Here is a 24,105-nt window from a genome sequence, read left to right on the forward strand (position 1 = left end):
CTACGCCGGGAACGTGAATTCCACCGTCCGTTTGACGGTGTCGACGGCGGTGAGTCGCACCTTTGCGCGCTCACCGTCGTCGGGCGTTCCGACGCATTTCGCAATCACGGCGACCGACGGGACAAACACTTCCGCCGAGCGCTTTCCGTCCTTGGCGCGCATCACCACTGCGTCGAAGACCTCGCCGACCCGGCCGTCGAGCAGCGTGGACTCGGTCAGATCGATGCACGCACGGTCGACCTTGTTCGCCAGCGAGTCGGACCCACTCATGATGTCGGGCAGCTCGGGAAGTGCAGTGCGCGCCCATTCCGGTACCGGCGTACCAGCTGTGATCGCCAGACACACCTCGGTGCTGAAACGATCGGACAGCCGGCGCAGCGGAGCAGTCACGTGAGCGTAGGGCGCTCCGATCCCCGCATGCACCGTCAACTCCGGTAGTCGGCCGTCGAAGGCCGCGTAGTCTGCCCCGCGCAGCAACGACGGCGCAACCGACATCAGCGCCATAGTCGACGGCTCGTTGGAATCGAGGCCGGCAAGAATCTGCCCGACGCTTTGCCCCTCCGGCCACGTGATACCCAGCGCCACTGCAGTTCTCCGCAAGGTCCGAACCGCGGACTCCTCGGCCGGCGGCAGCGTGCGAAGCAACCCGATACCTGCGTCGATCATCATGCGGCCGGCACACATCCCGGTCAGCAGCGACACTTCTGCGTTCCAGTCGTCCGCTTCGGTACGTGGCTCCAGTTCGATCCGCCAGCGAGCCGAGGACTCGTCCTCCGACTGATCCCGAACCACTGACTGCTCGGGCAGTTTCAGCTCGATGGCACCCCTGGCAACCGCCGAGACACTGCGCAATCGTCCGAACTCCGGTAGTGCGGCGATGGACGGATGCAAGGTTCCCGCGTCGGCATCGCGCTGCACGGTCGAATAGTCCAGACGTGCCACCGATTTCACGAGAGCGCGTCTCACCTGCCACGACGTCGGCTCGGCCTGCGCGTCGAGTTCGATCCGCCACAGCGCGGCGGGGCGAACCACGTCCGGCAGCAGACTCGCCGATCCCTCCGACAACGCTCGGGGATGCAGCGGGGCGGAACCGTCCGGGAGATAGAAGGTTTGGCCCCGCTTGCGGGTTTCGATGTCGAGAGCGCCACCCGGCGTCACCACCGCCGCGACGTCGGCGATCGCGTAGTGCACGACGTACCCGGTCGAGGTCTTCTCGATGTGCACTGCCTGGTCGAGGTCCATCGATCCGGGAGGGTCGATGGTCACGAAGGCGATACCCGTTTCGTCGACACGCCCGGCACCGAAACGATCCACCGCATTCTCGGCCTCAGCCTGCGCCGCAGCCGAGAATGCTCCTGGCAAGTCGAACTCCGCCCGAACCACTCCGAAGTCGATTCCCTGCACCATCATTCGACTTGCGGGCACGCATCCTCCATGATCGGTTCGGGCCGGTGTAGCAGCAGTACCGGTCCCAGTTGTTCGAGTCCCAACTGTTCCAAGTCTCAGTTATTCCAAGTCTCAGTTGTTCCAGTCTTCGTCTGCCCGATCGGCGGCTTTGTTGCGTTCGGCAGCGATCTTCAATGCATGCTCGGCAGAGTCCCGATCAGGGTACGGCCCCATCCTCGTCAGCGAGGACGCACCCTTTCCCTGCGTGACGGAACCGTCGGACACGTCGAAGTACCAGAGTCGATCTTCATCAGTCATATCCACAGTGTGACATCAGAGTGAGATAGAAGCTTGTAGATCGCTGTGAGACTGATATTCTTTCTACTTGGCCTGGCAGGTGAGAACCGGACATTCGAACGGTGAGTTCTGCTTGAATGCCCAACACAAGCTACGAACAGAAAATGGAGTGCGCATGTCCGCAATTCTTTACGATTACCTCCTCCCGCTCATGGGCCATGACGCGGCAACGTACTGGGCTACGCTGCTGGTCATCAAGCCTGTCTGACAGCTTTTCGAACAAAGAAGACCCCCACCGATCCGGTGGGGGTCTTCTTTTTCTCACTGTGCAGATCGCGGGCGGACGAGTCGGCGTGTAAGCCGGATCCTGTCCTGCGGCACCGAAGTGCCGAGTGGCGACCATCCATCTGGGCACACCGTCGCCGGGTGCCTCGAGCGGTTCACCCGCAGGCTCGGGCGAGCAGCCCTCGAACACCTGCGCAGCCGCACCGCGAGCGATGCGACCTTCAACCTTGCTCCGGGCGGGGTTTACCTAGCCACCCCGGTCACCCGAGGTGCTGGTGCGCTCTTACCGCACCGTTTCACCCTTACCTGCCTCGAAAGGCAGGCGGTCTGTTTTCTGTGGCACTGTCCCGCGAGTTGCCTCGGGTTGCCGTTAACAACCGCCCTGCTCTGTGGAGTCCGGACTTTCCTCGGCCCCAGGCCTGTGCGCGATACGCGCTGGTTCCAGAAGCCGCGGCCGCCCGGCCAACTCGTCCGCCCCCGTATGCTACCGGGCGCCTGTCGGTGGCCGGCACTATGGTCACCGTATGACTCGGTACGTGGCCCTGCTACGCGGTATCAACGTGGGCGGCATCAACATCAAGATGGCGGACCTGGCGAGAGTCTTCGGTGACCTCGGATTCCAAGGGGTGAAAACCGTGTTGGCCTCAGGCAACGTTCTGTTCAACAGTCCGAGCACCGACATCCCGACGCTGAAGAAACAGATCGAATCCGCCCTTGCCCGCGAGTTCGGCTACGAGGCTTGGGTGTTCGTCCTCGACCTTCCGACACTGCAGGCGATCGTGGACAACTACCCGTTCGAGCGCGAACGCGAGGGTTGGCATGCTTATGCGATGGTTGCCTCCGAGCCGGAAATCCTGGAGGAATTGAGCACTGCGGCAGCGCAACTCGATGCCTCGGTCGAGCGTGTGGCGGCAGGCGACGGAGTCCTGTACTGGGAGGTCGAGAAGGGGCAGACCGTCAAGAGCGCGTTCGGCAGGAACACCGGAAAACCGAAGTTCAAGGCGTTCACCACAACCCGAAACCTGAACACGCTCTACAAACTGCTCAAATGACGCTCGCCCCGACACGGAGCACCATCGCGTGACTCTTCTACCGATCCTGCTCGTCGCCCTCGTCCTCGTCTTCGCGATAGTGCGTCCACGCGGGCTTCCCGAGATCGTCATCGCCGGGCCGGCAGCTGTCGTCGTTCTCCTGACCGGCGTCGTAACTCTCGACGAAGCCCGCGACGAACTGGCGAGCATGGCACCCACCGTCGTCTTCCTGGTTGCCGTGCTGGTTCTCGCTCATGCCGCCGATGCTCTCGGCGTCTTTCGCTGGGTCAGCCAGATCCTGCAGCAAAAATCCCTCGCCGATCCACACCGGTTGCTGATTTACGTTTTCGGCGCCGCTGCCCTGACCACGGCGGTCCTGAGCCTCGACGCCACCGTCGTGCTGTTGACACCCGCAGTGATCGCGGCCGCACGATCCATCGGAGCAAGTACGCGGCCCCATTCCTATGCCAGTGCGCACCTGTCGAACTCGGCGTCGACGCTCCTGCCGGTGTCGAATCTGACCAACCTCATCGCGTTTGCTGCAACAGGTTTGACGTTCTTGCACTTCACCGCGTTGATGGCGTTGCCGTGGGTTGTGACGATCGCTGTCGAGTACCTGATTTTTCGACTGTTCTTCCGTTCGGAACTCGCGCGGGGCGACAGCGCCGAACCGCCGGTGGCAGCCAGATCTGCGCCTGCGCCGATTCTGCCGCTGACGGTGATCGGAATGACGCTGCTCGGTTTCGCGGTTTCGGGTTTCTTCGGGATCGAGCCCGCCTGGATAGCGGTGGTGGGTGCGAGTGTCCTGGGAGCGATCGCTCTGGCTCGGCACCGTACGACCGCCGCCAAGATGCTCTACGCTGCCGACCTCTGGTTCTGCGCGTTCGTCCTGGTTCTCGGAATCATCGTCGCCGGAGTCGCGAACGGGCCGGTGGGTGAATGGATTGCGCAGATCCTGCCAGGCGACACCAGCTACGGCTCACTGCTCTTTGTCGCCGCGGTAGCGGCGGTTGCGTCCAATCTCGTCAACAACCTGCCGGCAACCTTGCTGATGATCGCAGCGCTCGGAACGGCGGCACCTCCAGCTCTGGTGCTTGCAATGTTGATCGGCGTCAACCTCGGCCCCAACCTCACCTACGTGGGCTCACTGGCAACGATGCTCTGGCGACGAGTCGCCACCAGCGCGGGCGCACCGCCCACGCTGGCGACATTCACTCTGCTCGGGGTCATCACGACGCCACTGACATTGCTCGCCGCCGTGAGTGCCCTGTGGTTGGTGATCTGATCAGAGGCTGATCAGCCGTCGGGGCTCTTTCAGCGAAGGTGTGACGTGTCGTTGACCAACCGGACCGAGGCTCCCCCGTCGGGATAGAACTCGGTGATACTCAGCGACGCCAGATCCAGATGCAACCGATACAGCAACGACGGCCCGGCATCGAGGGCCAGCTGCACCAAAGTCTTGATCGGGGTGACGTGAGAGACGACCAACAGCGTCGCGCCGCCGTAGGTCGAGATCAGGTCGTCACGCGCGGCGACGACTCGTTCGCGTACCTCGTCGAAACTCTCGCCGCCCGGTGGACGCACCGAAGTGTCCGAGAGCCATTCGCGATGCAGGTCCGGGTCACGCTCGGCTGCCTCGCGGAACGTGAGTCCGTCCCAGTCGCCGAAATCGGTTTCGATCAAACCCTTGTGCTCGACGACGGGTAAACCGAGCACGCGGGCCGATGCCTCTGCCGTCTCACGGGTTCTGCCGAGGGGTGAGCAGACGATGGCGTCGATACCGCCTCGGTTCCCGAAGCGTCCGGCTGCGCCGGCAGCCTGCGCGCGGCCCAGTTCCGTGAGCTCCGGATTCCCGCGTCCGGAGTACCGGCGATCGACCGACATCGCTGTCTGTCCGTGACGTAGCAACAACATTCGTGTCGGCTTGCCGGTGGTGGCGATCCATCCCGGAGAGCCGGCGATCTGCGGCTCCGACGTCTCTTCGGACGGCGCGGCAGGTGCAGCAGGTGCGGGGGCCGAAGGTGCGACTGGGCCGGTTTCGATGCCGGCAACCGCGTCCATCGCCTCGTTGGCAAGACGATCGGCATGAGAGTTCTCGCCGCGAGGAATCCACGTGTAGGTCACTCGCGAGAACTGCGTCGCCAGCTCGGCAGCGCGCCGCTGCAGCGGAATCATGTCCGGGTGCTTGACCTTCCAGCGCCCGGACATCTGCTCGACGACCAACTTGGAATCCATGCGGACGTCGACCTTCGACGCGCCGAGTTCACCGGCAGCGGTCAACCCGGCGATCAGTCCGCGGTACTCGGCGACGTTGTTGGTCGCGATACCGATGCTTTCCTTGCGTTCGGCCAACACCGAGCGCGAGGCGTCGAAGACCACGGCGCCGTAGCCGGCCGGGCCGGGGTTGCCGCGCGATCCACCGTCGGCCTCGACGATGACCTGCGTGGGATTCACAGACCGGACTCCTTGGTACGCACCATGATTGCATTGCACTCTGGGCAACGAACGACGACGTCGGCCGGTGTCGCGGCAATTCGGGAGATCTCGCCGCGGTCGATCTCGATCCGGCAAGCGCCGCATCGGCGTGCCTGCAGAAGCGCCGCGCCCGGTCCGCCCAGGGTGCGCTGCTTCTCGTAGACAGCAAGGAAATCGGCGGGGAATTCACCGACAAGTCGTTCACGATCGGCGGCGCAACGCTCCTGCGCCTTGTCCAGATCAGCGACGGCATCGTCGCGGCGACGCTTGGCGTCGATCAGCTCTTCTTCGGCCTGCGACAGCTGGGCACCGGCATGATCGTGATCGGCCTGCAACGCCTCACGCTGCTCCATCACTTCGAGCAACTCGTCCTCGAGGAGCCCCTGACGCCGGACCAGGCTGCCGAGTTCGTGTTCGAGTTCGGTGAGCTGCTTCGCCCCGACCGACCCGCTCTGCAACAGTGTGCGGTCACGATCCTCGCGCTGACGAACCGCGTCGACCTCGCCTTCGAGCTTGCGAATGTCGCGATCGATGTCGTCGATCTGGATTTCGACGGCTACGGACGCGTCTTTACGGCTGATTCGCTCGGCCTCGAGACGTTCGACTTCCTGCTGCTCGGGAAGCGCTCCGCGTCGGTGGGTGATCCGAGTGAGCTCAGCATCCACCCCGGCGAGGTCGAGAAGCTTGGATTGCACCTGTGGTTCGACGTTCACGCTGTATAACTCCTGCTGTAAGTCCGATGTCGGCAGTGCTCGCGAAGGACGGCTCTCGAAGAACTGCTCTTGAATTGTTCGTGCAACCGTACCTTGCAGAGCGCTGCACTAATGCGCACTCAAACACCACGGATCGGTGCGAATTGTCGAAACCCGGCTTTCCCACTCCGGATTGTCGGCAAACGCGGCGTCGAGCACCGATTTCGCCTGCGCGCACCACGGGTATTCACTCGCCCAGTGCGCGACGTCGACCAGAGCCGGGCCACCGGCGCGTAGATGCTCGTCCGCGGGATGATGCCGCAGGTCCGCAGTGACGTAGACGTCGGCGCCCAGTGCCGCCACCACGTCGAGATACGAGTCGCCGGAACCGCCGCACACCGCCACGGTACGAACGGTCGCGTCTGGATCTCCGGCCGCGCGAACACCCCACTCGGTCGAGGGCAGTGAGCGCGCCACTCGCGCGGTGAATTCCCGCAAGGTTTCGGGGTGGTCGAGCTCACCCAACCGCCCCAGTCCGAGTGAACTGGGGAACGCTGCGAGTTCGAAGACATCGAAGGCCGGTTCCTCGTACGGATGGGAGGCACGCAATGCGCCCAGCACTGCGCTTCGCTTTCCGCGAGGGGCAATCATTTCCACACGATTCTCGCGAACCTGCTCCACAGCACCGACGGTCCCGATCGTCGGATTCGCTCCGTCGGCGGGCAGGAACTGACCCGTACCGGTGACGGTCCAACTGCACTGGCGGTAGTCACCGATCCGCCCAGCCCCGGCCTCGAAAAGTGCATCCTGCACGGCCGATGCATTCTCCACCGGAACCATGACGACCCACTTGTCGAGCGGCTGCGTCGGCTTGGGTTCGATCGGGCGAAGCACGGTCAGGCCCAGAGCCTGCGCCAACGCGTCGGACACTCCGGGGTCGGCCGAGTCCGCATTGGTGTGCGCCGAGAACAGTGCGCATCCCGCCTTGATGAGCTTGTGAACCAACGCACCTTTGGGTGTGTGAGCACCGACGGTGTCCACCCCACGCAGCAGAAGTGGATGGTGAACGACCAGAAGGTCGGCACCGGAGGCGATGGCGTCGTCGACCACTGCCTCGGTCGGATCCACCGCGAAAACCACTCTCGTCACAGCGTCGGCCGGATCGCCGCAGACCAGACCGACCGAGTCCCACGATTCCGCCAGGGCCGGCGGATACGCGGATTCCAGCACGGCTATGACGTCCGCAAGGGTGGGGCCACTCACAAGATCTCCTTCATCGCTTCGATCAGTACCGCAACCTGCTCGGCTGGACGGACGGCCACGCGCAGCCGATCCGGGCCGAGTCCGGGAAAGGTGTCGCACCTGCGGACGGCGATTCCGCGGGCACGCAGGTGCTCTCGCATCGTGGCGCCGTCACGGACGTCGATGAGCACGAACGGCCCCGCAGCGGGTTGGTGCACGGCAATCCCGATCTCGGTCAGTCGCCGCGACATGTCTCGGCGGTCCACGGCAATCGCGTCGGCTTTGATCCTCGACTGCTCGACGGCAAACGGTTCGCAGCACGCCGTGATGGCCTCGATCTGCAGACTGCCCAATGGCCAGTGGGCTCGGCCGTGACTGAGTCGAGCCAGAAGATCGGGAGAGCCGATCGCGTATCCACACCGCAATCCGGCGAGCGCCCACGTCTTGGTCAGGCTCCGAAGGACCAGTACATCCGCCGACTCGACACCGGCGATGCTCTCCGTTTCGCCGGGGACCGCGTCGCCGAAGGCCTCGTCCACCACCAGGATCCGGCCCGGCTGACGCAATGCCAACACATCGGCCTTGGGGTGAAGCACGGACGTCGGGTTGGTCGGATTGCCCAGAACGACAAGGTCCGCGGATTCGGGTACCTGCGCGGTCCGAAGCTCGAAAGGCGGCTCCAGAATCACTTGAGTCACCGGCACACCGGCCTCTCGCAGTGCCAGTTCCGGCTCGGTGAACGACGGATGGATCAGCGCTGCCGAACGAGCGCCCAGGCGCGGCAGCATCGCGAATCCCTCGGCACCGCCCGAGAGCAACAACACCTCTTCGGGCCGGCGCCCGTGCCGCTGCGCGACCGTTTCGCGAGCCTTCAGTTCCGCTGCGGCCGACGGGTACGAACCGAGCGTCGCCAGCCCTGCGGCCAGCCGATCCCGCAACCACTTCGGCGGGCCGGAGCCTTGAACGTTGACGGCAAAATCGAGTAACCCGGGCTCCGCTTCGACATCGCCGTGATGTCGCAAGCTCTCCAGGTCAACCGTTCCGGTACTCACCCGGTCAGCCTACGGTCGAGCACCGTGCGCGGACATCACCCCTGCCGTCCGGGACAATGAGTGCCGTGACGACACCACCGCTCGACCGCTTTCCCGTAGTTCTGTTCGATCTGGACGGAACCATCACCGATTCCGCTCCCGGCATTCACGGCGGCTTCCGACACGCGTTGGCAACTGTCGGCCATCCGGAGCCGACGGAAGCGATGTTGGCATCGGTGATCGGCCCGCCGATGGTCGACACCTTCAGGTCACTCGGTATGGCCCCGGCGGACGTGGATCGGGCGATCGCCGCGTACATCGAGCGTTACGACGCGACCGGGTGGCAGGAGAACTCGGTGTACGAAGGCATGGACGTCGTCCTGGGTAAGGCTCGCGCGAGCGGCACCCGACTGGCCGTCGCCACCTCCAAGTCGGAGCGATTCGCCATTCGAATCCTCGAGCATTTCGGCCTGGCCGAGCACTTCGAGTTCATCGGCGGCGCGAGTGACGACGGAACTCGTCGGGCTAAACCCGATGTGATCGCGCATTCGCTGACCTCACTCGGGATCACTCCCGTCCTCGCATCCGACGGCGGAACCCCCGACGTTCTCATGATCGGCGACCGTGATCACGACGTGCTCGGCGCCGCGAAGTACGGCATCCCCACCGTCGTCGTCGAATGGGGCTACGGTTCCGCCGAGGAAGCGCGGCAAGCGTTTCGCTCCGTATCGTCGGCATCCGAACTGGGAGGACTTCTCGATGGCCGCCACTGAACCACTCCACGTGACTGAACCACTTCATGTGACGTTTGTGTGCACCGGCAATATCTGCCGGTCACCGATGGCCGAAAAGATCTTGCTCGCGCATCTGGACCGTGAAGGCCTCGCCGACCGAGTCCGTGTCAGCAGTGCAGGTACCGAGGGGTTTCACACCGGTAGCGAGGCCGACGAGCGGACCAACGTCGTGCTCCGAGCGGCCGGATATCCGACGGGCCACAGTGCCGCGCAGGTCAATGCAGATCATCTCGCCGCCGATCTTGTCGTCGCCCTCGACACCGGGCACGAACGTGAGCTTGCTCATCTCGGCGTGCCCACCGAGCGTCGGCGCCTACTGCGATCGTTCGACCCCGAGGCGGACGGAGAATCGGTTCCGGACCCGTACTACGGGGACCAGGAGGACTTCGAACTGGTGCGAGACCAGATCGAAGCGGCCATTCCCGACATACTCGACTGGATCCGCGAGCGAGCCTGAACCCGGAGCAAAATTCACTCCCGTTCAGGCAACGGATACCGTGGACGTGTGCGAAGACTGAAATTCCTGTTGCGGCCCGGTTGGTTGGTACTGGCAGCTGTGGTCGGGCTCTTCGCCTACCTGTGCTTCACCGTGCTCGCTCCATGGCAACTCGGCAAGAACACCAAGACCGAGCACCGCAATGATCTGATCTCGAACTCGATCAACGCGGAGACCGTGCCGATCGGTGACGTCATCGCCGATTCGACGATCGCACCGGACGACGAATGGCGAAACATCACCGCGGCAGGCACCTATCTGCCCGACGCCGACATCCTCGTTCGACTGCAGTCCATCGAGGGCGCACCGTCGTACGAGATCCTGACGCCTTTCCTTCTCGACGACGGCCGCACGATCCTCGTCAATCGCGGATACGTTCGGCCGATCAACGGCGCCGAGGCACCGCCCATCGCCGCGCCGCCGACCGATCCGGTCACTCTCAACGGTCGCGTGCGTCTGTCGGAAGGCACCGCGCCCGGCCGAGTTCCGATGTTCGAGGACGGCGCGAAACAGGTCTACTCGATCGACGCACAACCTATCGGCGAGTTCATCGGAACGGACCTGATCGACGCGTACATCCAACTCGAACCCGACCAGCCCGGCGGCCTGGGGACGATCCCTCTCCCCCAACTCGATGCAGGCCCCTATCTCTCGTACGGGTTCCAATGGCTGGCGTTCGGCATCATGGCGCCGCTCGGACTGGCCTACTTCATTCGCGCGGAGTGGCGCGAACGTCGCAAGGAGAAGGCAGCTCAAGCAGCTGTCGACGGCTTCGCAGCGGACGACGCCGCTACCGAGACGACCCCGGAAGCGCCGGTGTCCGCGCCTGCCTCACACCCCGCCGAACCGGCTCGTACCTTCAGCCGTCGCAAGAAGCCGGAGCCGGAATCAGTGCCGCTGACGGCGCAGGAAGCCAAACTTGCCGATCGATACGGCAATACCCGCTGAAATACCCGCTGACACCACAACTGCACTGATCTGCACCGCCGACGAAAGCCTCGCCGCGCGGCGCAGATCGTTCGGCGTCGGCACAGGCCCGCGGCCGAGGACGGGACGCATCTCCACCCCGTGCGCGTACTCGGTCCGACCACCCAACGAAATGCCCAACGCCCCTGCCGCCGACGCTTCCGCGACGCCCGCATTGGGGCTTGGATGAGCCGCTGCGTCGCGTTTCCACGCTGCCAGTGATTCCTGAACCGAGCCGCCTACCACCGGTGCACACGCAGCCGTCAGCGCACCTGTCAGCCGAGCGGGGACGATGTTGACCAGGTCGTCGAACCTCGCCGCAGCCCACCCGAATCTGCGGTATTTCTCGGAGCGGTAGCCGATCATCGCGTCGAGGGTGTTGGCGGCGCGGTAGACGAACAGACCCGGCACGCCCGCAATTGCACCCCAGAACATTGCACCGACGCTTGCATCCGAGGTGTTTTCGGCGACCGACTCCAGCGCTGCACGCGTGAGGCCGTCCTCGCCCAGCACTGAGGGATCGCGTCCACACAGTGAAGGGAGAAGCTCGCGCGCTTTCGTCAGGTCGCGATCGACCTGTGACGCCTCCAATCGAGCGGCCATGTCGATGCCGGTGCGTGCAAGCGACGTCCCGCCGAGCACGGCCCAGGTAGCCATCGCTGTCGTACCCGTGACGGCCACCCAACCGGCCCGGCGCGACACTTTTTCGGCTGCGAGCCCAAGTCCTGCGGTGCCGGCCAAGAGCACGGCAACATGAAGTGTTCCGGCCGCGCGCGAGTCCCGGTAGGACATCTTCTGCAGCGCGATAGCCGCGGTTCCGAAGCCGGCAACCGGATGGAACCGCCCCGGATCGGCGAAGACCCGATCCGCAACGAAGCCGAGGAGAAGCCCGGCAGCTCGCGCATTGAATCGAGACTGGGACGAACGAACCGAAATCTGCACGAGCGTAGTTGTAGCAGCGACGCTCGTTCTCTGGCCAACCGTCACGTGTCTGCACGAGCCGATCTCTACCCGTCCCAGTCGATCGTCAGGTAGATCAAGCGGTGCATTCGGTTGATTTCCCAGACACGGGCAATCCCGGTCGCCAGTGCGTCGCTCTGGGAACGAACCCGGATCGTCTGCCCCGCGAACAACGCAACACTGAGACTGGGCATCTCGGCGATGTGTATGTGCGGACGGGTGGGATGCACGCGCGTCGGGTCGACGGCTACTTCGATCACAGAACTGGACATGCGTCCAGAATGGCGTATTGCGGACAATTCGTTGTCGAAAATGAAAAACCCCGATCTGCATCGACATGCAGATCGGGGTTTGAATTCTTCGGTGGGCGCGGAGGGTTTCGAACCCCCGACCGCTGGTGTGTAAAACCAGAGCTCTACCACTGAGCTACACGCCCGAACTCCCGGTGAGACCCTCACCGGGAGTGCTCTAAGACTCTAGCGCGGCAAGCGCGTTTGCCCAAAGTCCGTGGTCACGGGCTTCTCCGGGGCCGTTCATCTCGGCAAAACGAATGATTCCGTCTTTGTCGATGACAAAGGTGCCACGATTCGCGAAGCCCAACTTGTCGTTGAACACCTCGTACTTCTGAGCGACCTCACCGTGCGGCCAGAAGTCCGACAGCAAGGGAAATGTGTATCCCTGCTCGGCCGACCAGATCTTGTGAGTCGGCGAAGCACCGACAGAAATCGCGAGAATGGCGGTGTCGTCGTTCTCGAACTTCGGAAGCTCGTCACGGACCTTGCAGAGTTCCCCCTGACAAGTCCCGGTGAAGGCCAACGGATAGAAGACCAGCAGAACGTTCTTCTTACCGCGGAAATCTGCGAGCGAAACTTCCTGGTTGTTCTGGTCCTTCAAGGTGAAATCCGGTGCCTGGGCACCAACTTCGAGAGGCATGTGCGATTCCTTGGGAAAGTGCGGAAAGGACCGGGTCAGCGCTTGTTGGCCGGACGAGCCTTCGGCTGAACCAGTCGACTTCCCGACCAGTCACCGAGGTTGGCTGCCGATGTCTGCGTCAGGCCGGCAGTCGGCGCCGATTCGGCGATCTCGCTGGGCTCGACGTGTCCGTCGAGACCGGTCTTGGGAGTGAGAACCCACACGAAGCCTTCGTCGGCGAGGGGCCCGATGGCATCCATGAGGGCGTCCACCAGGTCACCGTCCTCGTCGCGCCACCACAGCAGCACGACGTCGATGACCTCGTCGGAATCCTCGTCGAGCATTTCCCCGCCGATGGTTTCCTCAACCGCGGCACGAATGCCGTCGTCGGTATCCTCATCCCAGCCCAGTTCCTGCACCACCATGTCAGTGGTAATCCCGAGTTTCTGAGCGTAGTTCTGGGCATCCGCCGCGGCGACCACGGTGGGGTCCTCCTTTTGTTGATGGTGTGTGGCGACCCCGCACACCTACCGTTTGACGATCAATTAGGGAAAGCGAACATGGTCTGAGGCGTTAGCGCAAGCCGACCACGCCGAAAACTTTCACCAAAGATCGTCTTCTGACACACGGCGAACCTTACGCCTGCGGATTACCGCAGGTCACAGGGATCCACATTCATCGAAGATCGACTTGCGAATCGAATTGCTCGTATCGCTGATCGAATTGATTTCATCGGCCGAATGATCACTCTCGATCACGACAGCAGATGAACGTAGGTTCGCGGCCAATTCGGCGAACAGTCCGGAAAGTTGCGTCGGAAGTTCACTCGCGACCGAGTCGAACCACGAGGCCGTCTCCCTTGCCGAGGAAGCAGCAGCGCTTGCTTCGGCTCTCAGGTCGGTCTCACCATGATTTCCGGCGTCGACGTAGGCATTGAACGCAACCACGTCGTTTTTCGATCGAGAGACCGCTTCCTCACAGATCGCGAAAGCTGCCTCTGCCGCATCTGCCGCCGCTTTCGACGAGGACGCGGCGGCCATCGAAATACTCACCTCGGATTGGTATGCAGCCACGTGCGCTTCATTGGGTACTGCCGATCCGGTCACCGCCGCCGAACATCCCACGATCACCGACAGTCCCACTGCGATCGATCCGACCGAGACCCACGCCCCGACCCTGCCGTAATTGATTTCTTTGTTTATTTTTTCCCACCCCTTCATACGTTCCGATCGATCCCCCAAGCCTGTGACTACGGGGAACCATCACACCCCTGCGTCACGCCGAAAAACGCTACCCGAGAGTAACCAGAGGCGAGGTGTGCCGGACCGACCGGGATGGTGAAAGATGAGGTACGCGCCATATTCACGATGGAAGTGCGTCGGACCTAACAAGGCCTCGATCACCTATGTAAGGACGCCCCACCACGCGTCCCCAAACCAATGAGGAGCACACGTTGTCTGACCTGATCCAGGGTCCCGCGTCCGGGCAGAACGCCGATTCCGGCGCCGCCGGCGAGTCGGGTTCGCCCGCGTCGAATACGCCGGGGGGAACCGACGGTCGCGTTCGCGTCATTCGCGAAGGTGTTGCGTCGTACCTGCCGGACATCGATCCGGACGAGACCACCGAATGGCTCGAATCATTCGACGGACTTCTGGATCGATCCGGACCCACGCGTGCCCGCTACCTCATGCTCCGCATGCTCGAACGCGCCGGCGAGAAGCACGTCGCACTCCCCGCGCTCACTTCGACCGACTACGTCAACACGATTCCGACCGAAAACGAGCCGTGGTTCCCCGGCGACGAAGAGGTCGAGCGCCGCTATCGCGCCTGGATCCGTTGGAACGCCGCGATCATGGTCCACCGCGCTCAGCGACCGGGCGTCGGCGTCGGCGGTCACATCTCGACCTATGCATCCTCGGCAGCGTTGTACGAGGTCGGCTTCAACCACTTCTTCCGCGGCAAGGACCATCCCGGCGGCGGCGACCACATCTTCATCCAGGGTCACGCCTCCCCCGGCATCTACGCGCGCGCCTTCCTCGAGGGCCGGATCCCCGCGGAACAGCTCGACGGATTCCGCCAGGAGAAGTCCCACGCCGACTTCGGCGGCGCACTGCCGTCCTACCCGCACCCACGGCTGCTTCCCGACTTCTGGGAGTTCCCGACGGTCTCGATGGGCCTCGGCCCGATGAACGCCATCTACCAGGCCCGGTTCAACCACTACCTCAACGACCGCGGCATCAAGGACACCACCGATCAGCACGTGTGGGCGTTCCTCGGCGACGGCGAAATGGACGAGCCCGAATCACGCGGCCTCGCTCACGTCGCGGCAACCGAAGGCCTCGACAACCTCACGTTCGTGGTGAACTGCAACCTCCAGCGCCTCGACGGCCCGGTCCGCGGCAACGGAAAGATCATCCAGGAACTGGAATCGTTCTTCCGCGGTGCCGGCTGGAACGTCATCAAGGTCGTCTGGGGTCGCGAGTGGGATGCGCTGCTGCACGCCGATCGCGACGGCGCACTGGTCAACCTCATGAACGTGACGCCGGACGGTGACTACCAGACGTACAAGGCCAACGACGGCGCGTTCGTACGCGATCACTTCTTCGGACGTGACCCCCGCACCAAGGAACTGGTCAAGGACCTCACCGACCAGGAAATCTGGAACCTCAAGCGCGGTGGCCACGACTACCGCAAGGTCCACGCCGCCTACGCAGCGGCCATGGCACACAAGGGCCAGCCGACGGTCATCCTGGCGCACACCATCAAGGGCTACACCCTCGGTAAGCACTTCGAGGGCCGCAACGCCACGCACCAGATGAAGAAGCTGACGCTGGACGATCTCAAGGCGTTCCGCGACATGCAGCACATCCCGATCTCGGACGCCGAGCTCGAGAAGGATCCGTACCTGCCTCCGTACTACCACCCGGGCGCGGACGCTCCCGAGATCAAGTACATGCTCGACCGTCGTAAAGCACTCGGCGGGTTCCTGCCTTCCCGCAACACCGATGCGGCGCCGCTCAAGCTCCCCGAGGACAAGACGTACGACGTCATCCGCAAGGGTTCGGGCAAGCAGGAAGTCGCCACCACCATGGCGATCGTGCGCATCCTCAAGGAACTGTTGCGCGACAAGGAAATCGGCAAGCGCATCGTGCCGATCATCCCGGACGAGGCTCGCACGTTCGGTATGGACTCGTGGTTCCCGTCGCTGAAGATCTACAACCGCAACGGGCAGCTCTACACCTCCGTCGACGCCGAACTCATGCTCGCCTACAAGGAGAGCCCGATCGGCCAGATCCTGCACGAGGGCATCAACGAGGCCGGCTCGACGGCATCGTTCACCGCAGTCGGCACGTCGTACGCCACCCACGGTGAACCGATGATTCCGCTGTACATCTTCTACTCGATGTTCGGTTTCCAGCGCACCGGCGACGGCCTGTGGGCGGCTGCCGACCAGATGGCTCGGGGATTCGTTCTCGGCGCCACCGCCGGTCGTACAACTCTGACCGGTGAAGGTCTCCAGCACGCCGACGGACACTCGCTGCTCCTGGCATCCACCAACCCCGCAGCTGTCACGTACGACGCCGCGTTCTCGTACGAGTTGGCGCACATCGTCAAGGACGGCTTGCGCCGCATGTACGGCGGCACCGAGGGCGTCGACGGTTTCGGTGGCGAGAACATCTTCTACTACCTGACCATCTACAACGAGCCGTACGTTCAGCCGGCCGAGCCCGAAGGTCTCGACGTCGAGGGCTTGCTCAAGGGCATCTACCTCTACAAGACGTCCGAAGCATCGGGCCCGAAGGCACAGATCCTCGTCTCCGGTGTCGCGATGCCCGAGGGGCTGCGCGCGCAGAAGCTGCTCGCCGACGAATGGGGCGTCTCGGCCGACGTCTGGTCGGTCACCTCCTGGGGTGAGCTGCGCCGCGAAGGCGTCGAATGCGAACGTCAGGCGCTGCTCAATCCGTCCGAGGATGCTCCGGTTCCCTTCGTCACCACGGCGTTGTCGTCGGCCCAAGGCCCCGTCGTCGCGGCTTCGGACTGGATGCGGGCGGTCTCGGACCAGATCCGTCAGTGGGTTCCCGGCGACTACACCACGCTCGGCACGGACGGGTTCGGGTTCTCCGACACCCGCACCGCTGCGCGTCGCTACTTCAACGTCGATGCCGAATCCATCGTCGTTGCCGTGCTGATCGGTTTGGCGAAGGAAGGATCGATCGAGCGGTCGAAGGCCGTCGAAGCAGCGAGCCGATACCGCATCGACGACGTGAATGCTGCTCCCGAGCAGACCGGGGACACCGGTAGCGCCTAAGTCGTAGGGCAACAGTCCCAGCGATCGAAAACAGACCTACGCCCATCGCCGCGGGTGTCATCTCGACATCCGCTGCGGCGATGGGCGTAGGTTTTTCTCATGCCCGAACCTGATCCCGAGAAACCCGAAGAGGGCGTACGCCGCACTCGACCACAGTCGTCCGGGTTGCAGGCTGTACTCGCCCGCCGTCGTCAGGTTCGCGATCCACTTCCAGAAGCCTTGCTCCGCCGCGTCAAACAGTTCTCCGGCCGGCTCTCCACCGAGGCCGTGACCGTGATGGAGGAGCAGCTTCCGTTCTTCGACAGTCTCGACGCTTCGCAACGCGCCGACGTTCAACTGTTGGTGCAGACGTCGGTGGTGAATTTCCTGGAATGGCTGCGGCAACTCGACTCGGAGATCAGCTTCGGATACGAGTCGTTTCCGGTCATCCCTCAGGATCTTGCTCGACAGCTCACGCTGCGCCAGACCGTCGACATGGTCCGGGTGGCGATGGAGTTCTTCGAGAAATGGCTGCCGGCTCTCGCCCGCAACGATCAGCAGCTGATCGCGCTGACAGAAGCCGTCCTGCGCTACGGGCGTGAACTCGGTTTCGCAGCAGCGACGGTGTACGCAAGCGCTGCCGAGTCGCGGGGTGCCCTGGACACGCGACTGGAAGCGCTCGTCGTCGACGCCGTCGTGCAGGGAGACACCGGCTCGGACATGCTCTCTCGCGCCGCCACCTTGAACTGGGATGCCACGGCTCCGGCCACCGTCATCGTCGGGTCTCCCCCGCCGGACGAGCGGGTCTCGGTTGCCGGCACCGTCCACGCGACTGCCGCCGCGCACGGGCGCGCTGTTCTCGCCGTGGTGCAGGGTCCGCGACTGGTGATGATCGTCAGCGGCGAGCTGAGCAGTAAGACGGAAGGCAGCCAATTCCTTCAAGACCTGCTCATGAGTTTCGCCGACGAGCCGGTGGTGATCGGCCCGACGACACCCTCGTTGAGCGCAGCGCACTTCAGTGCGTCCGAAGCGCTGGCGGGAATCAAGGCTGTTGCCGGGTGGCGCGGCGCACCTCGTCCCGTTTTCGCGACTGAACTGCTCCCGGAACGGGCACTACTGGGAGACGCCGCTGCCGTGAAGGCTCTTCGCGATTTCCTCGTCGCACCTTTAGCTGAATCCGGCACAGTCTTGACCGATACTTTAGACAGTTATCTCGACTGTGGAGGTGCGGTTGAGACTTGTGCACGTCTTCTGTTTGTTCATCCAAATACCGTTCGGTACCGCTTGAAGCGAATCGCCGAAGTTACCGGCCGGGATCCAACGAATCCACGCGACGCGTATGTACTACGGATCGCCGCTACCGTGGGCCGATTGACACAAATCGATCTCAAATCGAACAATTCGGTTACTTCAGTCACATCTTTAACATCCGGACAAACAAACCTGTAACCCCTGAGCGTCCAATTTCGATGGCCGAGCGCGACGTGGGATTTTGTGGGAACCCTACAAAACACTTCGCCAGAGTTCATCGCGACCGACATCTCGCAGGTCGCTCGCGGCGGTGTTCTCTTAATAAGTGATTTCGTTGCTCGCCCCGGGACAGGGCTCTCAGACACCCGGCATGCTCAGCCCCTGGCTGGCACTGCCCGGAGCACAAGACCGCCTCGAAGTGTGGTCGAAGGCAGCCGGCCTGGACCTCGTCCGACTCGGCACGACCGCGACCGCCGAAGAAATCACCGACACCTCGGTAACCCAGCCCCTCGTCGTTGCCGCTGCTCTGCTGGCATACGAGGAAATCGAATCACGTGGGCTCCTCGGCGCCGACGTCATCGCTGCCGGCCATTCGGTGGGTGAGCTTGCCGCTGCTGCGGTCGCCGGTGTTATCTCCGCTGACGACGCGGTCGCGCTTGCCGCCCTCCGTGGCGCCGAGATGGCCAAGGCTTGTTCGCTCGAGCCCACGGGCATGTCAGCCGTTCTCGGTGGAGACGAAGCCGAAGTGCTCGCACGAATCGAAGAACTCGGGCTGGAAGCAGCCAACCGCAATGCGGCCGGCCAGATCGTGGCGGCCGGACTGCTCACCGCGCTCGAAGAACTCGCAGCAAACGCACCCGAAAAGGCCCGAGTCCGCGCACTACCCGTCGCCGGAGCTTTCCACACCCGCTTCATGGCGCCGGCGCAGGACGCCGTCGCAGCTGCTGCCGCCAAGATCACCCCTTCCGATCCGACGCGCACGCTGCTTTCCAACTCGGATGGCGCACCCGTCTCCTCGGGCGCCGACGCCCTCACCAAGCTTGCCGCGCAGGTAACCCGCCCCGTTCGTTGGGACCTCTGCTCCGCGTCGTTGCGGACAGCAGAAGTCAGCGCGATCGTGGAACTCCCGCCGGCCGGAACCCTCGTCGGAATTGCCAAGCGTGAAATGCGTGGCACACCGACGGTGGCCCTCAAGAACCCGGAGGATATCTCCGCACTGTCCGAGCTGACCTAGCTCGGACGCCCACCCGGCCGATCAGCCCGAACGGCGGCCGGACGTTTCACCCCACCTCAATCGATCAAGAAGGGAGCCACACCAGTGGCCCACACTCAGGAAGAAATCATCGCGGAACTCGGCCAGATCGTGGAGGAGGTCACCGGTATCGAGCCTTCCGAGGTCACCGTTGACAAGTCCTTCGTGGACGACCTCGATATCGACTCCCTGTCCATGGTCGAGATCGCCGTTCAGACCGAAGACAAGTACGGCGTGAAGGTCCCCGACGAGGATCTTGCAGGTCTGCGCACCGTCGGCGACATCGTCGCGTACATCCAGAAGCTCGAAGCCGAAGGCGCCGAAGCCAAGAACGCAGAGTGAGCCGACCGTGACTTCCGCTTCTACCCGCAAAGGGAAATTCCCCGACATCGTCGTCACGAGCCTCGCGACGTCGACCTCGGTGGCTGGTGATGTGGATGGCACGTGGAAGGCGCTACTCGCCGGCGAAAGCGGCATCGGAATCCTCGATGACCCGTTCATCGACGAGTTCGACCTTCCCATTCGCATCGGCGGGCACCTGAAGGTTTCACCGGACGAGGGCTTGTCCCGCGTCGAAATTCGACGGATGAGCTGGGTGGAACGCCTTGCCCTCACGTTGAGTCGCACGGTCTGGAGCAACGCCGGCAGCCCTGAAGTCGATCAGGACCGCCTGGCCGTTGTCATCGGCACCGGACTCGGCGGCGGCGACACGCTCATCGACGCCGTCGACAAGCTCCGTGGCGGCGGATACCGCAAGGTGTCCCCGTTCTCGGTGCAGATGGTCATGCCCAACGGACCGGCCGCAACGGTCGGACTCGAACTCGGGGCCCGCGGTGGCGTCATCACTCCGGTGTCGGCATGTTCATCAGGTTCCGAGGCAATTGCTCACGCTCACCGCATGCTTGTCATGGGTGACGCGGACATGGTTGTGGCTGGTGGAGTCGAGAGCTTCATCGACGCCGTTCCGATCGCGAGCTTCGCCATGATGCGTGCGATGAGCACCAACAACGACAATCCGGCCGCAGCTTCACGTCCTTTCGACAAGGACCGCGACGGATTTGTCTTCGGCGAAGCCGGCGCCCTGATGATCCTCGAAACCGAGGAGCACGCAAAGGCACGCGGGGCAACGATTCACGCCCGCCTGCTTGGTTCCGGAATCACTTCGGACGGGTACCACATCGTGGCACCGCATCCGGAAGGCCTGGGCGCGGCGCGAGCCATGACCCGAGCAATCGAGATGGCCGGACTGACGAAGTCCGACATCAAGCACATCAACGCCCACGCCACTGCGACGCCGATCGGTGACATCGCAGAGGCAAAGGCAATCAACGCAGCGGTCGGCAATCACGCTGCGGTGTACGGCCCGAAATCCGCGCTGGGACACTCGATCGGCGCTGTCGGCGCCCTCGAATCAGTCCTCACGGTTCTGGCAGTGCGTGACGGGATCATCCCGCCCACGCTCAACGTTGACAGCCAGGATCCAGAGATCGATCTCGATGTCGTCAAGGGTGAACCCCGAACCGGCTCTTTCGATTTCGCACTGAACAACTCGTTCGGTTTCGGTGGGCACAATGTCGCGCTCGCCTTCGGTCGGGCCTAGCCCGAACCGCGGTTTGCATCTGTCCGCGGGTGTCGTTGCAACACAACGTCACCCGCGGACAACACCGACCTTTCGTTCCACCCAAGGCTCGTACTGAAGGAGGACGCGATGACCATCCTGGCCCCCGTGACAAAGTCCGAATCATCGACAGACCCGCGCGATCCTCTTGCGCGCCTGGAAAATCTGTTCGACCCCGGCACAACAGTGCCGCTCCACGCCCGTGACAAGTCCGGTGTGCTCGCCGCGTCCGGAAACATCGACGGCGTCCGCACCATCGCGTACTGCTCCGACGCCACTGTCATGGGTGGCGCCATGGGCGTCGACGGTTGCAAACACCTCGTCAAAGCCATCGATACCGCTATCGAGGAAGAGTCCCCCATCGTGGGCCTCTGGCACTCCGGTGGCGCGCGTCTGGCTGAAGGCGTCGAGGCGCTCCACGCCGTCGGACTGGTCTTCGAGGCCATGGTCCGCGCGTCGGGTCTCATACCTCAAATTTCCGTCGTGCTCGGCTTTGCCGCTGGCGGAGCCGCGTATGGTCCAGCCCTCACCGATGTCGTGATCATGGCGCCGGAAGGCCGAGTGTTCGTCACCGGCCCAGACGTAGTTCGTAGTGTCACCGGCGAACAGGTCGACATGGTGTCACTCGGCGGTCCGGACACACACACCAAGAAGTCGGGTGTCGCACACATCGCCGCACACGACGAGGCCGACGCATTGCACCGCGCGCGCCGCCTGGTCTCGATGATGTGCGAGCAGGGCGAATTCGATCAGCGGGCAGCGGAACTCGGTGACAGCGATCTGCGCGCCATGATGCCTGCCTCCGCGAAACGCGCGTACGACGTTCGTCCGATCGTTCACGAAATGCTCGACAACGTTGAAGGCGAGTCGAGTTTCGAAGAACTGCAAGGAAATTACGCTCGGAGCATCGTCACCGGTTTCGGCCGGATGGCCGGACGCACCGTTGGCGTCATTGCGAACAACCCACTGCGACTCGGGGGGTGCCTGAACTCCGAAAGTGCAGAGAAGGCCGCTCGATTCGTGCGACTGTGCAACGCATTTGGCGTGCCGCTCGTGGTCGTCGTCGATGTTCCCGGGTATTTGCCGGGCGTCTCGATGGAGTGGGAAGGCGTTGTCCGACGCGGAGCGAAGTTACTTCACGCCTTCGCCGAGGCAACGGTCCCCCGCGTCACCGTCGTCACTCGAAAGATCTACGGCGGCGCCTACATCGCGATGAACTCGCGAGCACTGGGAGCCACGGCCGTATTCGCTTGGCCCAACTCCGAAGTAGCCGTGATGGGTGCGAAGGCTGCTGTCGGCATCCTGCACAAGCGGGCCCTCGCAGCTGCACCGGACGACGAGCGTGAAGCATTGCACGACCGACTCGCTGCCGAGCACGAGGCAATCGCGGGCGGCGTCGACCGCGCGGTCGAAATCGGCGTCGTCGACGAGGAAATCGACCCGGCGAAGACTCGCAGCATCGTGACCGCTGCCCTCGCGTCTGCACCATCTGTCCGCGCGCGGCACAAGAACATTCCGCTCTGACAACCCTGGACAGCAAGGTGGGCCTCGCCGATACGGCGGGGCCCACCTTTGTCATTCGAGTCTTTGTCGTTCAAGCCGCGAGAGCACTCCGGGTTCAGGATGGACCTCGGTCAGCTGACACGCCTTCGCAGCCATGTCACTTCGGCACCTTCGCCTGAACTCCGGAAGGGTTCGAGTTCCTCGTCCCACGGTGCGCCTATCGCCCGATCGATCTCCGCGGCGATGTCTCCACCGGAATTCATGATGGACCGCAGTTTCATCTCCCCTACGACGACATCACCGTTCGCACTGGTGGATCCGCGCCACAGGCCCAGACCGGGCACATGGCTGTACCGTTCGCCGTCGACGCCGTGGCTCGGGTCCTCGGTGACCTCGAACCGCAACATCGGCCACGCGCGTAGCGAGTCGACCAGGCGGGCACAGGTTCCGACGGGACCCGTCCAGTCCGTCGTCGCACGCAGAAGCCCGTCGTAGGCAGGCTGTGAGGTCCATCTGAGCTTGGCAGGGCTGTCCAACGTGGCGGACAAAGCCCAATCCACGTGCGGGCACAGCGCCGCGGGCGACGAGTGGATGTAAACCACACCAGTCGTCACGTCCGCGAATTGATTCATTTCGCGCACTCGAGCCTCCTGCTTCGACGAGGGACGTCTTCCCCAACGACCTCTGTCGAGTTCGTGCAGCACGCTCGATTGAACAGTGTGCCTTGTGTTACCCGTGTTGCGCCAGTGGAAGGAGAGAAAATTGTGCTCTACCGCGAAACTTCACCGACCACGCCATCCGACAATTCGGTCCACAAAGGCTTGGCCCAATCACCGAAATCGCGATCGGTAAGCACGACGCACGCAGTATCGATCGTGGGATCGACCCACAGAAACGTCCCGGACTGGCCGAAATGACCGAAGGTAGCGGCCGAGTTCTCGAGACCGGTCCAATGCGGACGCTTGTCGCCCCGAATTTCGAATCCGAGCCCCCAGTCGTTGGGGCGCTGAGAGCCGTAGCCCGGAAGGATTCCGTTGAGCCCCGGGAACTGCACAGTTGTCGCCTCTGCGAACGTCTGCGCCGAGACCAGAGTCGGCGAGAGCAGTTCAGCCGCGAACTTGGCCAAGTCGTCTGCCGATGCCTGCGCACCGTGACCGGCCGGACCCACAAGAGCCGCGCTGGTCATCGCCAATGGCGCGAACACCGCCTCGGCCAGATAGTCGGCAAATTCGATCTCGGTCTCCCGGGAAACCAACTCGGCAAGCACCTCGAACCCTGCACTCGAGTAGATCCGCTTCGACGCCACCGGAGCCTGAACAACACGTTCGGCGAATGCCAATCCCGAAGCATGTGCGAGGAGATGACGAACGGTCGACCCCTCAGGCCCGGCCGGCCCATCCAACTCGACCGCCCCCTCCTCCACTGCCACGAGAATCGCGTAGGCGCACAACAGTTTTGTCACCGAAGCCAGGGGGAAAACATGCGCCTGGTCGCCACTGAAACCACGAATGCGGTCGCCCTCACCGGGATTCTTTCCGGAGAGGACGACCGCTGCCGCATTGTCGACCGGCCACTGCTGGATTACGTCGAGACTGTGAGTACTGGGCACCCGATCAGACTACTGGC

Annotated in this window: 24 protein-coding genes, 1 tRNA gene and 1 other RNA gene; 11 read left to right on the forward strand and 15 right to left on the reverse strand. The window is 63.5% G+C overall.

Going from position 1 to position 24,105, the window contains the following annotated elements; genetic code table 11:
- The 3 genes from P0M12_RS29755 to rnpB all read right to left on the reverse strand — a co-directional run bounded on the left by P0M12_RS29755 (nucleotide 1) and on the right by rnpB (nucleotide 2,438).
- Nucleotides 1-1,410 carry an RNB domain-containing ribonuclease gene (locus P0M12_RS29755; RefSeq protein ID WP_261259687.1) on the reverse strand — a complete coding sequence of 470 codons (1,410 nt, stop codon included), beginning with the start codon at nucleotides 1,408-1,410 and terminating at the stop codon, nucleotides 1-3.
- A gap of 108 nt (nucleotides 1,411-1,518) precedes the next feature.
- Complete coding sequence (locus P0M12_RS29760; protein WP_007735457.1) at nucleotides 1,519-1,704, reverse strand: hypothetical protein; 186 nt, start codon at nucleotides 1,702-1,704, stop codon at nucleotides 1,519-1,521.
- 319 nt (nucleotides 1,705-2,023) lie between these two features.
- Nucleotides 2,024-2,438: RNase P RNA component class A (rnpB, locus tag P0M12_RS29765), an RNA gene on the reverse strand.
- A gap of 54 nt (nucleotides 2,439-2,492) precedes the next feature.
- Here rnpB and P0M12_RS29770 point away from each other — a divergent pair.
- Both P0M12_RS29770 and P0M12_RS29775 read left to right on the forward strand, forming a co-directional pair.
- Nucleotides 2,493-3,020: a DUF1697 domain-containing protein gene (locus P0M12_RS29770; RefSeq protein ID WP_277377221.1), complete on the forward strand. Its 528-nt coding sequence runs from the start codon at nucleotides 2,493-2,495 to the stop codon at nucleotides 3,018-3,020.
- A gap of 28 nt (nucleotides 3,021-3,048) precedes the next feature.
- On the forward strand, nucleotides 3,049-4,284 hold the full coding sequence (locus tag P0M12_RS29775) for an SLC13 family permease (protein ID WP_234551551.1): 1,236 nt from the start codon (nucleotides 3,049-3,051) through the stop codon (nucleotides 4,282-4,284).
- A gap of 29 nt (nucleotides 4,285-4,313) precedes the next feature.
- Here P0M12_RS29775 and P0M12_RS29780 read toward each other — a convergent pair whose 3' ends face one another.
- The 4 genes from P0M12_RS29780 to cobC form a co-directional block, all read right to left on the reverse strand.
- Nucleotides 4,314-5,453 (reverse strand): bifunctional RNase H/acid phosphatase, encoded by a 1,140-nt coding sequence (locus P0M12_RS29780; RefSeq protein WP_277377222.1) that lies wholly within the window; start codon nucleotides 5,451-5,453, stop codon nucleotides 4,314-4,316.
- The gene (locus tag P0M12_RS29785) at nucleotides 5,450-6,187 is read right to left on the reverse strand and encodes a C4-type zinc ribbon domain-containing protein (protein ID WP_019748955.1); all 738 of its coding nucleotides are present in this window, start codon (nucleotides 6,185-6,187) and stop codon (nucleotides 5,450-5,452) included. The genes P0M12_RS29780 and P0M12_RS29785 overlap by 4 nt, the downstream gene beginning before the upstream one ends.
- A gap of 108 nt (nucleotides 6,188-6,295) precedes the next feature.
- Nucleotides 6,296-7,429, reverse strand: coding sequence for a Nif3-like dinuclear metal center hexameric protein (locus tag P0M12_RS29790; RefSeq protein WP_277377223.1), 1,134 nt, complete (start codon nucleotides 7,427-7,429; stop codon nucleotides 6,296-6,298).
- Complete coding sequence (cobC, locus tag P0M12_RS29795) at nucleotides 7,426-8,460, reverse strand: Rv2231c family pyridoxal phosphate-dependent protein CobC (protein WP_050656437.1); 1,035 nt, start codon at nucleotides 8,458-8,460, stop codon at nucleotides 7,426-7,428. The genes P0M12_RS29790 and cobC overlap by 4 nt, the downstream gene beginning before the upstream one ends.
- 56 nt (nucleotides 8,461-8,516) lie before the next feature.
- On the opposite strand from cobC, the gene P0M12_RS29800 reads away from it, so the two are divergent.
- Genes P0M12_RS29800 through P0M12_RS29810 form a run of 3 tightly spaced genes read left to right on the forward strand, consistent with a single transcriptional unit; the run spans nucleotide 8,517 to nucleotide 10,677 of the window.
- Nucleotides 8,517-9,212 (forward strand): HAD hydrolase-like protein, encoded by a 696-nt coding sequence (locus tag P0M12_RS29800; RefSeq protein WP_042445748.1) that lies wholly within the window; start codon nucleotides 8,517-8,519, stop codon nucleotides 9,210-9,212.
- Nucleotides 9,199-9,690 (forward strand): low molecular weight protein-tyrosine-phosphatase, encoded by a 492-nt coding sequence (locus P0M12_RS29805; RefSeq protein WP_007735468.1) that lies wholly within the window; start codon nucleotides 9,199-9,201, stop codon nucleotides 9,688-9,690. Before P0M12_RS29800 ends, P0M12_RS29805 begins: the two co-directional genes overlap by 14 nt.
- Nucleotides 9,691-9,738: 48 nt before the next feature.
- Complete coding sequence (locus P0M12_RS29810) at nucleotides 9,739-10,677, forward strand: SURF1 family protein (protein ID WP_064113239.1); 939 nt, start codon at nucleotides 9,739-9,741, stop codon at nucleotides 10,675-10,677.
- Here P0M12_RS29810 and P0M12_RS29815 read toward each other — a convergent pair.
- The 6 genes from P0M12_RS29815 to P0M12_RS29840 all read right to left on the reverse strand — a co-directional run bounded on the left by P0M12_RS29815 (nucleotide 10,618) and on the right by P0M12_RS29840 (nucleotide 13,787).
- Nucleotides 10,618-11,637, reverse strand: a complete 1,020-nt coding sequence (locus P0M12_RS29815) for a cobalamin biosynthesis protein (protein WP_064113247.1) — start codon at nucleotides 11,635-11,637, stop codon at nucleotides 10,618-10,620. The genes P0M12_RS29810 and P0M12_RS29815 overlap by 60 nt on opposite strands.
- 65 nt (nucleotides 11,638-11,702) lie before the next feature.
- The gene (locus P0M12_RS29820; RefSeq protein WP_050656439.1) at nucleotides 11,703-11,927 is read right to left on the reverse strand and encodes a hypothetical protein; all 225 of its coding nucleotides are present in this window, start codon (nucleotides 11,925-11,927) and stop codon (nucleotides 11,703-11,705) included.
- Nucleotides 11,928-12,019: 92 nt separating this feature from the next.
- Nucleotides 12,020-12,091, reverse strand: a tRNA-Val gene (locus tag P0M12_RS29825).
- 32 nt (nucleotides 12,092-12,123) lie between these two features.
- Nucleotides 12,124-12,588, reverse strand: a complete 465-nt coding sequence (locus P0M12_RS29830) for a peroxiredoxin (RefSeq protein WP_003941619.1) — start codon at nucleotides 12,586-12,588, stop codon at nucleotides 12,124-12,126.
- Nucleotides 12,589-12,623: 35 nt separating this feature from the next.
- Nucleotides 12,624-13,049 carry a DUF3052 domain-containing protein gene (locus tag P0M12_RS29835; RefSeq protein ID WP_003941575.1) on the reverse strand — a complete coding sequence of 142 codons (426 nt, stop codon included), beginning with the start codon at nucleotides 13,047-13,049 and terminating at the stop codon, nucleotides 12,624-12,626.
- 177 nt (nucleotides 13,050-13,226) lie between these two features.
- A complete protein-coding gene (locus P0M12_RS29840; RefSeq protein ID WP_238704674.1) occupies nucleotides 13,227-13,787 on the reverse strand; it encodes a hypothetical protein in 561 nt (186 codons plus the stop codon).
- Nucleotides 13,788-14,020: 233 nt separating this feature from the next.
- On the opposite strand from P0M12_RS29840, the gene aceE reads away from it, so the two are divergent.
- The 6 genes from aceE (at nucleotide 14,021) to P0M12_RS29870 (ending at nucleotide 22,500) form a co-directional block, all read left to right on the forward strand.
- Entirely contained in the window at nucleotides 14,021-16,876 is a 2,856-nt protein-coding gene (gene aceE / locus P0M12_RS29845) for a pyruvate dehydrogenase (acetyl-transferring), homodimeric type (RefSeq protein WP_042445740.1), read from the forward strand.
- Nucleotides 16,877-16,975: 99 nt separating this feature from the next.
- Nucleotides 16,976-18,304, forward strand: coding sequence for a helix-turn-helix domain-containing protein (locus P0M12_RS29850; protein ID WP_003941635.1), 1,329 nt, complete (start codon nucleotides 16,976-16,978; stop codon nucleotides 18,302-18,304).
- A 127-nt stretch (nucleotides 18,305-18,431) separates the two neighbouring features.
- Nucleotides 18,432-19,340 (forward strand): ACP S-malonyltransferase, encoded by a 909-nt coding sequence (locus P0M12_RS29855; protein ID WP_003941630.1) that lies wholly within the window; start codon nucleotides 18,432-18,434, stop codon nucleotides 19,338-19,340.
- 84 nt (nucleotides 19,341-19,424) lie between these two features.
- Nucleotides 19,425-19,700, forward strand: coding sequence for a meromycolate extension acyl carrier protein AcpM (gene acpM / locus P0M12_RS29860; protein WP_003941649.1), 276 nt, complete (start codon nucleotides 19,425-19,427; stop codon nucleotides 19,698-19,700).
- A 7-nt stretch (nucleotides 19,701-19,707) separates the two neighbouring features.
- On the forward strand, nucleotides 19,708-20,958 hold the full coding sequence (locus P0M12_RS29865; RefSeq protein ID WP_003941591.1) for a KasA/KasB family beta-ketoacyl-ACP synthase: 1,251 nt from the start codon (nucleotides 19,708-19,710) through the stop codon (nucleotides 20,956-20,958).
- Nucleotides 20,959-21,066: 108 nt separating this feature from the next.
- On the forward strand, nucleotides 21,067-22,500 hold the full coding sequence (locus tag P0M12_RS29870) for a carboxyl transferase domain-containing protein (protein WP_003941597.1): 1,434 nt from the start codon (nucleotides 21,067-21,069) through the stop codon (nucleotides 22,498-22,500).
- A 110-nt stretch (nucleotides 22,501-22,610) separates the two neighbouring features.
- Here the strand turns inward: P0M12_RS29870 and P0M12_RS29875 are convergent, their stop codons facing one another.
- Together P0M12_RS29875 and P0M12_RS29880 are read right to left on the reverse strand one after the other, a co-directional pair.
- Nucleotides 22,611-23,120, reverse strand: a complete 510-nt coding sequence (locus P0M12_RS29875; RefSeq protein WP_003941617.1) for a DUF3145 domain-containing protein — start codon at nucleotides 23,118-23,120, stop codon at nucleotides 22,611-22,613.
- A 128-nt stretch (nucleotides 23,121-23,248) separates the two neighbouring features.
- Complete coding sequence (locus P0M12_RS29880) at nucleotides 23,249-24,088, reverse strand: serine hydrolase domain-containing protein (RefSeq protein WP_007735479.1); 840 nt, start codon at nucleotides 24,086-24,088, stop codon at nucleotides 23,249-23,251.
- Nucleotides 24,089-24,105 lie beyond the last annotated feature (17 nt).

This window comes from Rhodococcus sp. RCBS9, from assembly GCF_029457415.1.
In the GTDB taxonomy this organism is placed as follows: domain Bacteria; phylum Actinomycetota; class Actinomycetes; order Mycobacteriales; family Mycobacteriaceae; genus Rhodococcus_F; species Rhodococcus_F qingshengii.